This window comes from Nocardiopsis mwathae, assembly GCF_014201195.1.
GTDB lineage: Bacteria > Actinomycetota > Actinomycetes > Streptosporangiales > Streptosporangiaceae > Nocardiopsis_C > Nocardiopsis_C mwathae.
Genome location: NZ_JACHDS010000001.1, coordinates 4,920,084 through 4,932,942, shown reverse-complemented (window position 1 = coordinate 4,932,942; position 12,859 = coordinate 4,920,084). Strand labels below are relative to the sequence as shown.

The following is a 12,859-nucleotide window of genomic DNA, read 5'->3' as shown; positions in this document are numbered from 1 at the left end:
GGGGGCGCTGTTGGTTTCGCCCGCATCCCCGGGTTCGTGGGGGAAATCAGTCCCGGCGGAAGGTCATGGTCGTCCGGCCGAGGCTGATGCGCGTGCCGTCCACCAACCGGGCCCGCTTGACCTGCTGCCCGTTGACGAACGTGCCGTTGGTCGAGCCGAGGTCCACGAGGACGGCGTCGTCGTCCTCGACACGGATCTCCGCGTGGTGCCGGGAGACACCGTTGTCCACCAGCCTCAGGTCGCAGTCGGTGCCCCGGCCCAGCAGGGTCACCTGGGTGTTGAGCTCGAACGACTGCTGCATGCCCTGGCCGGCCGGGCTGTCCTCCAGCGCGCCGCTGCCGGGGGAGATCAGCAGCCGCGGTTGGCCCTGCACCTGCTGCCCGCCGCGGGGGTGGTCGCTCACCGGCTGGCGGATCTCGCCGCTCTCGACCGTGGACCCGCGGATGACACCGGAACGGATTCGGAACCGGCCCATCTGCAGGGTCTCGTCGGACTTGAAGTGCACGCGTACCGGGCCGACGAAGGAGTACCCCTGCTCCGTGGCATAGTCGCGGGCGAGCTTGGCCAGCTCCTGGCCGATGGTGTCGGCGAGGGCCTCCATGTGCTCCTTGTCCTCGCCCGACAGCTCGACGACGAAGTCGTTGGGAACCAGGGTCCGGCCTTGGGCCACGATGGCCGCCCGCTCGTCCATCTCGCGCTGGACGGCGCTGGCGATCTCCACTGGTTCGAGCTTGGACTTGAAGGCTCGCGCGAAGGTGCCTTCGATCATGCCGCCAAGCCTGCGCTCGAAGCGTTGGAGCACTCCCACGAGGTACCTCCCTTGCTCTACTCCGGTCTTTTACTGGTCGATCGTAACCGGGTAATCGTTCCCTTGGTTTCACGCACACCTCTCACCACCTCTCGCGGTGGGGGCCGCGAAGGGGCAGGGGCCGGGAGGCATCGGATATGTGTGCACGACCGGTGCCACGACCGTGCTAGCCTTATCTCTGTCGCCAGGCGGACAGCCCGGAACACCGGGGGTCGGACCTGATGCGAACACTCTATATATATGTCACTCGGGCGGGTGGCGGAACGGTAGACGCGCACGGTTCAGGTCCGTGTGTCCGAAAGGATGTGAGGGTTCAAATCCCTCCTCGCCCACACTGAGGAAGACCCCGGTTCGGTGGAGTTGGTTCTCCCCGATCGGGGTCTTTTCGCGTTCTCTCCCCTGTGCCGCCGCTGTGCTCTCCTTCGGCCGCTCCGCCTCCACGCGGCGAAGCCCGCCGTGCCACACTGTGCGTGTGCCGGTGAGCGAGGAACTCCACGAGATCGGCCGCCCGATGGTGGCCGAGCAGCTGCGCCATCCGACCGTCGCCGGTATCGCCCGCGGCGACCTCGACGAGCGGGTGTTCGCGTCCTGGCTGGAACAGGACTATCTCTACCTGCTCGACTACGTGCGGGTGTTCGCCCGGCTGGCCTGGCAGGCGCCCCAGCCGCGCGTCGGCGACCTGGTCGATCTGGCGCACTCCACCCTGCACGATGAGCTCGACCTGCACCGCTCGCTCGCCCTGGAGTTCGGGGCCGACCTCCAGGGGGCGGTCAAGGGGCCGGCCTGCGCCGCCTACACCTCCTGGCTGCTGGACGCGGCGGCCGACTACACCGACGGGCTGGCGGCGCTGTACCCGTGCATGTGGGGGTACTCGACACTGGGCGCGCTGCTGGCCGACGCCGAGCCCGCCGACGCCCGGTACCGGCGCTGGATCGACACCTACGCCGACCCCGGCTTCGCCGAGCTCACCCGCAGGTGTGCGGAGATGCTCGACGAAGCCGAGCCGGAGCCGCGGCGCGCGCGGCGGCTCTTCACCGAGGGCATGCGCCACGAGCTCGCCTTCTGGGACGTCCCCTGATCCTGCTCGCCCGTGCCCTCCGTCGACCTCGTCGCCCTCGGGGCCTCGCGGGCCGTTCTCATCCCGGTGTCTCCGAGATCGACGGAGGGGCGGGGACGTCAGGTGCCGGGTTCCAGGACGGCGCCCATGTCGTCGTAGCGGGCGATCTCGCACCCGCCGGACCTGTTGAACACGGTGTCGATTTCGGTCCCGTCGACGTGCCCGCTCACCGCGGCGATTTCCGGACCGCCGTAGATGTGCGTGCACACCTGGTCGTCCGGGACCTCCGCGAAGGCCTCCGGGCCACCGGCCTTCTCCAGGTCGGCGCAGGCCTGTTCCGGGTCGGGATGGTCGCCGCCCGCGGGTGAACACGTGAGCGTCCACTCGCGGGGTGCGGCGTCCTCGGGGGTCAGCTCCGACCCCTCCTCGTAGGTGATCTCGATCGTCAGTTCGGTGCCGGCGCCCTCGGCGCCGTTCTCGGTCGCGGTGTCCGGTGCGGGCGTGACCGGGGTGGCATCGCCGCCGCAGCCCGCGACCAGGACGCCGATGGCCGCGAGCGGCGCGAGACGTGCCAGCACGGTGCGTGTGTGCATGCGCATACTCTGTTCGACGCGGGGGGTCGCGGCGGGGTTCCCTGGATCACACTCCCCGCGGTCGAATGGAGCGAAGAGGGGTTTTCAGCGTGTTCGAATCCAACGTGCCGGTCGTCGAAGTCGGTTCGGTCCCGGACGACGGCTACGTGCTCGACGTCCGGGAACCCGATGAGTGGAACGCGGGGCACGCGCCGCAGGCCGTGCACATCCCGCTCGGTGAGCTCGCCCAGCGGGCGGACGAAGTGCCCCGGGACCGCCAGGTCTATGTCGTGTGCCGGGTCGGCGGCCGCTCCGCGCAGGCGGTGCGGGCCCTCAACGAGGCGGGCTGGCAGGCGGCCAACGTCGCCGGAGGGATGCAGGCGTGGGCGTTGTCGCGCCGCGCCATGGTCAGCGAGGGCGGCGGGCAGCCGCAGGTCGTCTGAGGCCGGGGACGGGGCCGAAGAGGCAGGGCGCGATCGGGCCGGTTTTCGGTCTCGCGAACTACCCGATTCCGGTCGTTCCGCCGCTCCGGTCCCGTCTTTCTATCCCGTCTCGCTTTGGGAAAACGGCAGCCGCGGGGTCGGTGGTCGGTGGCACTATGACGGCGTGGCCCACGATCGAGCTCCCCTCAGCGCCGACGCGGTGCTGGCGTTCTCGGCCGACGCGATCGTCGCCGTGGACACCGAGTTCCGTGTCGTGCTGTGGAATCCGGCAGCCGAGCGGATGTTCGGGTGGTCGGCCGAGGAGATCGCCGGGAGCGCGCCACCGATCATCCCCGACGAACTGCTCGCCGAGCAGCACGCGGTGCTGGAGCGGGTGCGCACCGGCGGCCCGCTGTCGATCGTGACCAGGCGGCAGCGCCGCGACGGCACCGTCATCGACGTCCGGATCGACACCAGCTGCCTGTTCGACGACGCCGGCGAGGCCACCGGCTGGGTCACCGTCCTGCACCCCTACCAGAGCACGTCGGCCGCCGCCGACGACGCCGTCCAGGCGCACATGACCGAGCGGGCGCGCCTGGTGCGCCGCCTCACCGACGTCGTCGCCGACATCAACGCCGAACTCGACCTGAGCGCGGTGCTCGACCGCATCGCGCACAGCCTCACCGAGCTGACCGGAGCCGACGCCGGGGGCTTCGTCCTCATCGAGGACGACCGGCTGCACCTGGTCAGCCTCACCCAGCTCTCCGACCACCTGCGCGGGTACACCGCGCCCCTGGAGTCCAGCCTCTTCGGTGAGCTGCTGCGCAGTGGGAAGACCGTGCTGCTGGCCACCAACGAGACCCGCAGCCTGGACGACCTCATCTGGGCCGACCTGGAGGGTCTGCACACCATCGCCCTGGGCGTGTCCAACGTGCAGGGGCGCCCGTACGGGGCGCTGTACGCGCTCTACAGCCGCCGCAAGGTCGGCCACCTCGAACTGGAGCTGCTGGAACTGCTGGCCGCCCACGCCGGCAGCGCGCTCGCCAACGCCATGGCCTACCAGGAGATGGTGCGGCAGCGCGCCTACGAGCACGCCGTCGTCGACTCCAGCGCCGACGGCATCGCCGTGCTGGACCGCGACGGACGGGTGCGCAAGTGGAACCGGTCGGCGGCCGAGCTGACCGGGTACGCGGCGACCGACGTCATCGGGAGGCTGCCCCCGTTCCCGCTCCCGGTGTCCGTGGACGGTCAGATCAAGCACAGGCTCGACAACGGGCGCTGGCTGGAGATCCTGGTGACCGACATCCCCGCCACCGCCGAGCGGGTGGTGGACTTCCGCGACATCACCGAAGCCAAGGAGCTGGAGGAGCAGAAGGACCTGTTCCTGGCGACGGCCGGGCACGAGCTGCGCACCCCGATCACCGTCATCCAGGGGCTCGCCGGGACGCTGGTCCAGCGGTGGGGGAGGCTGGACGAGGGGGCGCGGCGCAACGCCGTCGACACCATCGCCGAGCGCGCCCGGACCCTGGCCGAGCTGGTGGAGAACCTGCTGCTGGGTTCGCACGCGGGCAACGGCGACCTGCGGGTGCATCGTGCCCCGTTCGACCCGGCGCGGCTGCTGCGGGCCAACGCCGAGGCGTTCGCGGGCTACTCCGACCGCCACACCCTCCTCCTGGAGCTGCCCGACGACCTCCCCGCGGTGTCCGGGGACCCCATGGCCACCGAGGTGATCGTCGACCATCTGCTGGAGAACGCGTTCAAGTACTCGCCCGACGGCGGCCGGGTGAGCCTGCGCGCACAGGCGGAGGACGGGCGGCTCGTCGTCACCGTCGAGGATGAGGGGATCGGGATCGCCCCCGGGGACGAGGAGCGCGTCTTCGGCCGGTTCGCCCAGGGCGAGGCCGGGGACCGCCGCAGGTTCGGCGGTATCGGACTGGGGCTCTACATCGTGCGCCGCCTGGCCCGTGCCCAGGGCGGCGACGTCACCGCCCACGCACGGGAGCGTGGCACGAGAATGAGATTTACATTACAGTCGGCTGACGGCCCGATTGCCGACCTGCCTGCGGAGACGGCGGATCCGGCGCGATGAGTCGGCGCTTCCGCGGGGCCTGATCCTCCCGGCGAGGGACTTCTGCGGCACGCGGGTGTTTCCACTGGGACCTAACGGGGCATTTCGGCCCTGGCGAGGTTCACTGTCGCGACTTTGCCGAAAACCGGCCAACGGAATACCGAGCGCGCCCGGAGTCGGTCATCGGCAAAGGCCTGGTCACGTTCCGGTCGGTGCTGAGGCGAACCGAGCGCACACAAGGGCGCCGGGGAACAGGAGAGAGGGACGTGTCGAGGGCCGTACTGCTGCCACACGCGCCGTCGAGCGTGAGCACCGCGCGCCGACGCCTGTGTTCCGACCTGCACGACGCGGGGTTCGACTCGGCGCGGGTGAACGACGCCGCGCTCGTCCTGAGCGAGTTACTCAGCAACGCCCTGCGGCACGCCGCCCCGCTGCCCGAGCCGTTCCCCCCTGATTGCGTCGAGGCGTCATGGGGTGTGGGTGCCGACAGCGGCGACGGCTGGCTGGAGATCGCGGTGACCGACGGCGGGGCGGCCACCCTGCCGCGCGTCGCGCGGCCGTCGAGGTCGGCGCTGGGCGGTCGGGGCCTGGAGATCGTGCAGCACATCGCCGCCAAGTGGGGGACCGAGGTCGACGGCGGGGTGACCACGGTGTGGGCGGTGCTGGAGGTCGCCGTGGACGCGCTGGAGCCGTGCGCGCGGGCGGAGGGGGCCGGGAGTGCGGCCGTGCCGCAGGGGGTCGGCGAGCCGCAGACCGCGAGGGCATGACATTCCCCGGATCGGGGGGTTCTAACCGTCGGATCGTGACCCAAACCGTGAAACGCCGCCAACGAGGTGGCCAGCGACCTCTGCGGCCGCTACAGTCACGACTGTGGAGTTGAAGATCTCAAGTCAGTCTCGCGCCGATTACGCGGTTGTCGCCGTGTCCGGCGAGATTGATCTTTACACGGCACCGCAGCTGCACAGCGAGCTGGTCGACGCGCTCGACGACGGGGCACGCCGCCTCATCATCGACATGTCGCGGGTGGAGTTCTGCGATTCCACCGGGATGAACGTCCTGCTGTCGGCGATGAAGCGCGCACGCGAGAAGGAGGGCGACCTCGAACTCGTCGCGCCCAAGCCGGCGGTCATGAAGATCCTTGAGGTCACCGGCCTGAACGCCGTCTTCACCCTCAAGGACTCGACCGACTCCCTTCCGATCACCGCCGGCACCAACGCGGCCAAGTAGTCCTCGACCGCCCGGGACCTCCGGGCGGGACACGGGCGTGGGCGAGGAGCCACACGCCCCGCGGGCGAGCGGGAGACACACCATGAGCGACGGTTCGGCGAGCGGCGGCCCGGCGGGTGTCGCGGTCGTCATCGCGGCCAAGGACGAGGAGGTCCGGATCGCCCGGACCGTGCGCGCCGTGCGCGAGCTTCCCGGGGTCGACCTCGTCGTCGTGGTCGACGACGGTTCGCGGGACACCACCGCCGAGTCCGCGGCCGAGGCCGGGGCCCGGGTGCTGCGGCACAGCCGCAACCGGGGCAAGGGCGCGGCCATGGAGACCGGCGCCGAGGGGGTTCGGCTCATCGAGGAGCACGAGGCCGCCGAGGGTATCGTCGCCCCCCCACGCCACCTGCTCTTCCTCGACGCCGACCTGGGGTCCACCGCCTCCGGGGCGGCGCCGCTGATCAAGCCGGTCGTCTCCGGCGAGGCCGACATGACGATCGCCCTCTTCCCCGCCACCCGGATGCGGTTGGGCGGGCACGGGTTCGTGGTGCGCCTTGCCCGCGACGGTATCCGCCGAGCCACCGGGTGGGAGCCCGAGCAGCCCCTCAACGGGCAGCGATGCGTCACGCGCGCGGCCTTCGAGACCGCGCTTCCGCTGGCCCCCGGGTTCGGCGTGGAGACCGGGCTGACCATCGACGTGCTGCACCTGGGATTCCGGGTCGTCGAGGTCGAGGTGCCCCTGGAACACCGGGCCACCGGGACCGACCTCCACGCCCAGCTGCACCGCGCACGGCAGTTCGCCGACGTGGCGCGCGCACTGGCCGCACGCGAGCTACGTCCGGCGATGGTCCGCCGCCTGCGGCGCGCCCGGGAGAACGTCCGTGCGACCACGGCGTCCGTGGCGCGAAAAATCCCGCGCCACAAGGGCGGGAAACGCTAGCAGCATCCTGCGTCGATCGTGGCCGAGCGGTTACGCTCGCATTGTGTTCACTATCACCCTGGCCGTCTTCGGCACGCTGACCGGTATGGGCGGGCTCATCGTCGGCGGGTACGCGCTCATGCAGTCCCGCACCGCCATCGGTGATCGCGAGGCCCTGGTCCCGCGGCACATCCCCGAGAGCGGGGAGGTCGACACCCGCGCCATCCGCGACGTCGCGGTGGTGCGCTACGACGCGCTGGAGGAGATGTCCGGTGCGCGGTCCTTCTCGCTGGCGCTGCTCAACGCCGCGGGCGACGGCATCGTCGTCTCCTCGATCAACGGGCGCACCGAGTCCCGTACCTACGCCAAGGCCATCCAGGCCGGCCGCGCGGCCGAGACGCTGTCTCCGGAGGAGTACCGCGCCATCCGCGCCGCCCGCCTGGGACAGGGCCTCGGGCAGGTGCCCGTGGGCGACGCCCAGACCGTCTCCCGGATCCCACCGCTGGAACCGGCGCGGCGCGCCGCCGCGGAGGAGGACGCGGAGCGCCGCGAGGACGCGCGCAACCCCCGCGATGTGGTCACCGACCCCGGCCCCGCGGTCCGGCTGCGGGAGGTCCCCGAGTCCGCCACGTGACGGGGGCCGCCACCGAAGCGGCCGCACACATCACCGTTACCTCACGTCACGCACGGTGACGGGTATAGCCTGACGCATATGCCGAACCGTTACGCCTACCTGGGACCGGCGGGCACGTTCACCGAAGCCGCGCTCCGGCAGCTGCACCCCGGCCTCACCGAGGACGCGTCCGTGCCCTGCTCCGGGGTCGACGCGGTCTTCGCCATGGTCCGCAAGGGCGAGGTCGACGGCGGGGTGGTGCCGCTGGAGAACTCCGTCGAGGGCGGTGTCACCACCACCATCGCCGAGCTCATCAACGGCGTCCCGCTGCTGATCTCGGCCGAGGCGGCCGTCCCCGTTCGGTTCACCCTCGCGGCGCGGGACGGCGCCGCGCTGGCCGACGTCAAGCGGATCGCGACCCACCCGCACGCGCTCGCCCAGGTCCGCGGCTGGATCTCGGCCCACCTGCCCGAGGCCGAGACGTTCACCGTCTCCTCCACCGCAGCGGCCGCCCAGGCCGTGGCGGAACCCGGCGCGCCCTACGACGCCGCCGTCTGCGCGCCCATCGCGGCCGAACGCTACGGGCTTCGCCCGCTCGCCGACGACATCGGCGACCGGTCCGAAGCGGCCACCCGGTTCATCCGGCTCAGCCGCCCCGGCGCACTCCCCGCCCCCACGGGCGCCGACCGCACCTCCCTCGTCGCGTTCATCGCCGACGACCACCCCGGTGCCCTGGTCGAACTCCTCAACCAGTTCGCGCTGCGCGGAGTGAACCTGACCAGGCTGGAGTCCCGGCCGACCGGCGACGGCCTGGGGCGGTACTGCTTCTGCATCGACGCACAGGGCCACGTCGCCGACGCCGCCCTCGGCGAGGCCCTGATGGGCCTGCGCCGCATCTGCCGCGACGTCCGCTTCCTCGGCAGCTACCCGTGCGCGGACGAGTCCACCGGCCCCGCCCGGCCGACCCGGCCCCGGGCCACCAGCAACGCCGACTACCACGACGCCGAACTCTGGCTCGAACGCATCCGCAGCGGCGGTGTGGCCTGACCCCCGTCCTCCCTCTCCGAGATCAACGGGGAAGGGGGCGCGAGAGCGCAGTCAGGTTGCCTTTCAGGGCAGGTAGGCAGGCGGCTGCGGGTGCGAGACCGGTACTCGTGGCGGCCCGGAACCACGGGTTTCCGCTTCGCGTGCAGCGATTTCCGCGATCCGGGAGCCTCGGGCTCTCCCCGGGCTGACCATGGGCGCACATCTCACGGCGTCCGGTTCGCCCGACTGTTTCCCACGATCACCGCGGGGAGTAGTCCCGGATCGACTCGATCTCCCGATTCGGGCGCCCCTGACCCGCGCACGGCGCTTTCCCGTTTCTGCCTCCGTTGATCTCGGAGATGTTGGGGTCTCACGAGCGATTTTCACCCCGATATCTCCGAGACCAACGGGAAGAGCGCGTCTTCACGGCCTCGGGGGCGTGCCCTTCGCCGAGGTGCGGCCGGCGCGCGGGCCATGGCCCCGGTCCGTCTCGTTCCACCGTGTCGACCGAGTCGAACGGGTGCGCCCGCTGCGCGCGCACAGGCGGCAGCCCAGGTGCGGGGTGACGTGACGCTCTTCCTGCTTCCCAACGCTCATGCCATGCTCCATTCGGGCCGGGCCGCCGGCTCCTCGCCCAGGACGAGGGCGAGACGGCCGCGCAGCGCTTTCTCCAGTGCGATGTCGTCCGGTGACACGTGGGCCAGCCGCCGCAGCGCCGCCACGAGTTCAGCGGCCGTCATCTCGGCGAGCGGCTTCATCGGCCACGATCGCGTCATCCTGCTCCTCCTTCGTCCGCGCGGGCGATCCGGCCGCAGCCTCGCGGGCGACCGGCGGCGGATCAGGACCCGGCTCTTTCACGAGTCGCGTCCGCCACTCCTACTAACGCGCGTTCCCGCGGGTCATGACGCTGCTTCGGCGGATTTTCTCCCTGTGATCCCGATCGCCGGTGCGTCCCGCCCACCATCGAACGCTAGGGGAGGGTGGTGACGGTTTCGCGGGGGTGATCGATGTGGTTCGGCGGCCCATCCCCGGTAACCTGCTGAACGTGATCGACCTTCGCGCACTCCGAGACGACCCTGACCGCCTTCGCGCATCGCAGCGGGCCCGCGGGGAAGACGACGCCGTCGTCGACCGGCTGCTCGACCTGGACTCGCGCCGCCGCGCCGCGCTCACGCGCTTCGAAACCCTGCGCGCCGAGCAGAAGAGCGTCGGCAAGTCGGTGTCCAAGGCGTCCGCGGAGGAGCGCGACGTACTGCTGTCCCGCGCCAAGACGCTCGCCACCGAGGTCAAGGAGGCCGAGGCCGAGGCGGGGCGGCTCGGCGACGAACTCGACGCGACCCTTAAGGACGTGCCCAACATCGTCGAGCAGGGCGCGCCCGAGGGCGGCGTCGACGACTTCACCGTGCTGGAGGAGGTCGGCACCCCGCCCGAGTTCGACTTCGCCCCGCGCGACCACCTCGAACTGGGCGAGATGCTGGGCGCCATCGACACCGAGCGCGGCGCCAAGGTGTCCGGCGCGCGCTTCTATTTCCTCACCGGTGTCGGCGCCATGCTGGAACTCGGACTTCTCAACATGGCCATGCGGCAGGCGGTGGCGGCCGGGTTCACCCCGATGGTCCCGCCGGTGCTGGTGAAGCCCGAGACCATGGAGGGCACCGGGTTCCTCGGTGCGCACGCCGACGAGGTCTACCGGCTTCCGGCCGACGACCTCTACCTCGTGGGGACCTCCGAGGTCCCGCTCGCCGGGTACCACGCCGGGGAGATCCTGGCCGCCGACGCGCTGCCGAACCGCTACATCGGCTGGTCCTCCTGCTTCCGCCGCGAGGCCGGCTCGTACGGCAAGGACACCCGCGGCATCATCCGGGTGCACCAGTTCAACAAGGTCGAAATGTTCGTCTACGCCCACCCCGACCGGGCGCACGAGGAGCACCGGCGGCTGCTGGCCTGGGAGCGGGAGATGCTCGACAAGCTGGAGCTGCCCTACCGCGTCGTGGACATCGCCGGGGGCGACCTCGGGTCGAGCGCGGCCCGCAAGTTCGACTGCGAGGCCTGGGTGCCCACCCAGGGCCGCTACCGCGAGCTGACCTCCACCTCCAACTGCACCGACTACCAGTCCCGGCGGCTGAACATCCGCTACCGGGACGCCGACGGCAAGCCGCGGTTCGCCGCCACGCTCAACGGCACGCTCGCCACCACCCGGTGGATCGTGGCGATCCTGGAGAACCACCAGCGGGCGGACGGCTCCGTGGTGGTCCCGGAGGCGCTGCGCCCCTTCGTCGGGCGTGACGTGCTGGAACCGGTGAACACGAAGAAGTAGCCCCGGGGGGCGAGCCATCACGCGAGCGAGGGCCGGGAGCGTCGTCGACGCTCCCGGCCCTCGGTGTACGGCTGGGGTTCCCCTGCCCCTACAGGTAGGGGCCCGACCCCGCGCCACCCGGACCCATGTGGTCGGCACCCTGCTCCTGCGCGTGCACGGAACCGCCCGCGGGCAGGGCCTTGCGCATGTTCTCCAGCTGGGCGCGGGCCGCCATCTGCTGGGCGAACAGGGTCGTCTGGATTCCGTGGAAGAGCCCTTCCAACCAGCCCACCAGCTGGGCCTGGGCGATCCGCAGCTCGGCTTCGGTCGGGGTGCCCTCGTCCGTGAACGGGAGGGTGAGGCGCTCCAGCTCCTCGATCAGCTCCGGAGCCAGGCCGTCCTCAAGTTCCTTTATCGAATTGGTGTGGATCTCGCGGAGCCGCACGCGGCTGGCCTCGTCCAGCGGGGCCGCCTTCACCTCGTCCAGGAGCTGGCGGATCATGCTGCCGATCCGCATCACCTTCGCGGGCTGCTCCACCATCTCGCTCAGCGAGCGCTCCTCGGTCGCGCCCGCCTTCCCCTGCTCCGGGTCACCGGTGTCGGAAGCGGGCCCCAGGGAGGCGCCGCCGGGGCCGACGATCAGGACCTGCTGCTGGTTGTTGGCTGCGTCGTTCATTCAACCCTCACCTTGCGGCTTTTCGATATCCCGGCGCTGTCAGGCCGTCGGTCATCAGACTGTCAGCACGAGCTTGCCGACATGTGCGCTCGATTCCATGATGCGGTGTGCTGCGGCGGCCTGGTGCAGCGGAAGCGTGTGATCCACCACCGGGCGGACCGATCCGGCGGCCAGAAGTGGCCACACCTGCCCCGCGACCCCGGCGACGATCCGCGCCTTCTCCTCAGCGGGGCGCGATCGCAACGTCGTGGCCTGCACGGACAGCCGCTTCACCAGCATCCGGCCGATGTCGAGCTCGGCCTTGCGTCCGCCCATCAGCCCAATGATGACCAGGCGGCCGCCCACGGCCAGGGACCGGACATTGGACTCCAGATAGGAGCCACCCATGATGTCCAGAATGACGTCGGCGCCCGCGCCGCCCGTCGCGTCCTTGACGCGTGCGGCGAAGTCCTCTTCACGGTAGTTGATCGCTACGGCCGCGCCCAGTTCCCGGCAGCGTTCGAGCTTGGCCTCACTGCCCGCCGTCACGATGACGCGGGCGCCCAGGGCACAGGCGAACTGCACGGCGAACGTGCCGATGCCGCTGCCCCCGCCGTGCACCAGCAGTGTCTCTCCGGGGCGCAGGTCGGCGACCATGCACAGGTTCGACCACACCGTGCAGGCCACCTCGGGTAGCGCTGCCGCTTCGACGAGCGAGACCCCGCGGGGAACGGGCAGCAGCTGGCCGACGGGCACGGCGACGCGCTCGGCGTAGCCTCCCCCGGTCAGCAGCGCGCACACCTCGTCTCCGACCGACCAGCCCGAGCCCTCTGTTCCGGGGCCGAGCTCCGCGATGGTGCCCGAGCACTCCAGCCCGGGGTACTCCGAGGCGCCGGGCGGCGGCGGGTAGGTGCCCTGGCGCTGGGCGACATCGGCACGGTTGACGGCGGTCGCGCGGACGTCGACGAGGACCTCGCCGAGGTCGGGAACCGGGTCGGGCACCTCGCTCCACACGAGGACGTCGGCGTCACCCGGCTCGCTGATCACGATGGCATGCATGACTGCACGCTACCCAGGATGCGCATGGGGTCGGCGTATGCCGGAGGGCCGTGTGACGCAGGTCCGAAGTCGGTCGGTACGCGGTGTCCGCGTCGCCTTCGGATGGTTTTATGTTTGTTGACTGAGCTGAAGAAAATCGCGAGGCTGGGGGATCG

Annotated in this window: 14 protein-coding genes and 1 tRNA gene; 10 read left to right on the top strand and 5 right to left on the bottom strand. The window is 71.0% G+C overall.

Annotated features, from left to right (window positions below; translation table 11 throughout):
- Nucleotides 1–46: 46 nt before the first annotated feature.
- Nucleotides 47–808, bottom strand: a complete 762-nt coding sequence (locus HNR23_RS21775; RefSeq protein WP_449406842.1) for an FhaA domain-containing protein — start codon at nucleotides 806–808, stop codon at nucleotides 47–49.
- Nucleotides 809–1,057: 249 nt separating this feature from the next.
- On the opposite strand from HNR23_RS21775, the gene HNR23_RS21770 reads away from it, so the two are divergent.
- Nucleotides 1,058–1,140: transfer RNA gene (locus tag HNR23_RS21770), tRNA-Leu, on the top strand.
- 179 nt (nucleotides 1,141–1,319) lie between these two features.
- A complete protein-coding gene (locus HNR23_RS21765; protein WP_221308866.1) occupies nucleotides 1,320–1,886 on the top strand; it encodes a TenA family protein in 567 nt (188 codons plus the stop codon).
- A gap of 98 nt (nucleotides 1,887–1,984) precedes the next feature.
- Here the strand turns inward: HNR23_RS21765 and HNR23_RS21760 are convergent, their stop codons facing one another.
- Nucleotides 1,985–2,458 (bottom strand): SSI family serine proteinase inhibitor, encoded by a 474-nt coding sequence (locus HNR23_RS21760; protein WP_394353799.1) that lies wholly within the window; start codon nucleotides 2,456–2,458, stop codon nucleotides 1,985–1,987.
- An 89-nt stretch (nucleotides 2,459–2,547) separates the two neighbouring features.
- On the opposite strand from HNR23_RS21760, the gene HNR23_RS21755 reads away from it, so the two are divergent.
- The 7 genes from HNR23_RS21755 (at nucleotide 2,548) to pheA (ending at nucleotide 8,715) form a co-directional block, all read left to right on the top strand.
- Nucleotides 2,548–2,880, top strand: coding sequence for a rhodanese-like domain-containing protein (locus tag HNR23_RS21755; protein ID WP_184078246.1), 333 nt, complete (start codon nucleotides 2,548–2,550; stop codon nucleotides 2,878–2,880).
- Nucleotides 2,881–3,043: 163 nt separating this feature from the next.
- Nucleotides 3,044–4,948: a PAS domain S-box protein gene (locus HNR23_RS21750; protein ID WP_343070655.1), complete on the top strand. Its 1,905-nt coding sequence runs from the start codon at nucleotides 3,044–3,046 to the stop codon at nucleotides 4,946–4,948.
- 245 nt (nucleotides 4,949–5,193) lie between these two features.
- Nucleotides 5,194–5,694, top strand: coding sequence for an ATP-binding protein (locus HNR23_RS21745; RefSeq protein ID WP_184078244.1), 501 nt, complete (start codon nucleotides 5,194–5,196; stop codon nucleotides 5,692–5,694).
- A gap of 103 nt (nucleotides 5,695–5,797) precedes the next feature.
- Nucleotides 5,798–6,154 (top strand): anti-sigma factor antagonist, encoded by a 357-nt coding sequence (locus tag HNR23_RS21740; RefSeq protein WP_184078242.1) that lies wholly within the window; start codon nucleotides 5,798–5,800, stop codon nucleotides 6,152–6,154.
- An 82-nt stretch (nucleotides 6,155–6,236) separates the two neighbouring features.
- The gene (locus HNR23_RS21735) at nucleotides 6,237–7,076 is read left to right on the top strand and encodes a glycosyltransferase family 2 protein (protein ID WP_184078240.1); all 840 of its coding nucleotides are present in this window, start codon (nucleotides 6,237–6,239) and stop codon (nucleotides 7,074–7,076) included.
- 43 nt (nucleotides 7,077–7,119) lie between these two features.
- Nucleotides 7,120–7,689 (top strand): DUF4446 family protein, encoded by a 570-nt coding sequence (locus tag HNR23_RS21730; protein WP_343070654.1) that lies wholly within the window; start codon nucleotides 7,120–7,122, stop codon nucleotides 7,687–7,689.
- Nucleotides 7,690–7,767: 78 nt separating this feature from the next.
- Nucleotides 7,768–8,715 carry a prephenate dehydratase gene (pheA, locus tag HNR23_RS21725; protein WP_184078238.1) on the top strand — a complete coding sequence of 316 codons (948 nt, stop codon included), beginning with the start codon at nucleotides 7,768–7,770 and terminating at the stop codon, nucleotides 8,713–8,715.
- A gap of 572 nt (nucleotides 8,716–9,287) precedes the next feature.
- On the opposite strand, the gene HNR23_RS21720 is transcribed toward pheA, so the two are convergent.
- Nucleotides 9,288–9,470: a hypothetical protein gene (locus HNR23_RS21720; RefSeq protein WP_184078236.1), complete on the bottom strand. Its 183-nt coding sequence runs from the start codon at nucleotides 9,468–9,470 to the stop codon at nucleotides 9,288–9,290.
- 269 nt (nucleotides 9,471–9,739) lie between these two features.
- Here HNR23_RS21720 and serS point away from each other — a divergent pair, with 269 nt between their 5' ends.
- Nucleotides 9,740–11,011 carry a serine--tRNA ligase gene (gene serS / locus HNR23_RS21715; protein WP_184078234.1) on the top strand — a complete coding sequence of 424 codons (1,272 nt, stop codon included), beginning with the start codon at nucleotides 9,740–9,742 and terminating at the stop codon, nucleotides 11,009–11,011.
- An 88-nt stretch (nucleotides 11,012–11,099) separates the two neighbouring features.
- Here the strand turns inward: serS and HNR23_RS21710 are convergent, their stop codons facing one another.
- Both HNR23_RS21710 and HNR23_RS21705 read right to left on the bottom strand, forming a co-directional pair.
- The gene (locus tag HNR23_RS21710) at nucleotides 11,100–11,666 is read right to left on the bottom strand and encodes a bacterial proteasome activator family protein (RefSeq protein ID WP_184078232.1); all 567 of its coding nucleotides are present in this window, start codon (nucleotides 11,664–11,666) and stop codon (nucleotides 11,100–11,102) included.
- A gap of 54 nt (nucleotides 11,667–11,720) precedes the next feature.
- Nucleotides 11,721–12,704 carry an NAD(P)H-quinone oxidoreductase gene (locus HNR23_RS21705; RefSeq protein ID WP_184078230.1) on the bottom strand — a complete coding sequence of 328 codons (984 nt, stop codon included), beginning with the start codon at nucleotides 12,702–12,704 and terminating at the stop codon, nucleotides 11,721–11,723.
- Nucleotides 12,705–12,859 lie beyond the last annotated feature (155 nt).

What these genes read in the sequence shown, in the direction of transcription:
- HNR23_RS21705 (WP_184078230.1), bottom strand. Translation starts at nt 12,704, where the DNA reads ATGCATGCCATCGTGATCAGCGAGCCGGGTGACGCCGACGTCCTCGTG.
- HNR23_RS21765 (WP_221308866.1), top strand. Translation starts at nt 1,320, where the DNA reads ATGGTGGCCGAGCAGCTGCGCCATCCGACCGTCGCCGGTATCGCCCGC.
- pheA (WP_184078238.1), top strand. Translation starts at nt 7,768, where the DNA reads ATGCCGAACCGTTACGCCTACCTGGGACCGGCGGGCACGTTCACCGAA.
- HNR23_RS21710 (WP_184078232.1), bottom strand. Translation starts at nt 11,666, where the DNA reads ATGAACGACGCAGCCAACAACCAGCAGCAGGTCCTGATCGTCGGCCCC.
- HNR23_RS21735 (WP_184078240.1), top strand. Translation starts at nt 6,237, where the DNA reads ATGAGCGACGGTTCGGCGAGCGGCGGCCCGGCGGGTGTCGCGGTCGTC.
- HNR23_RS21760 (WP_394353799.1), bottom strand. Translation starts at nt 2,458, where the DNA reads ATGCACACACGCACCGTGCTGGCACGTCTCGCGCCGCTCGCGGCCATC.
- HNR23_RS21720 (WP_184078236.1), bottom strand. Translation starts at nt 9,470, where the DNA reads ATGACGCGATCGTGGCCGATGAAGCCGCTCGCCGAGATGACGGCCGCT.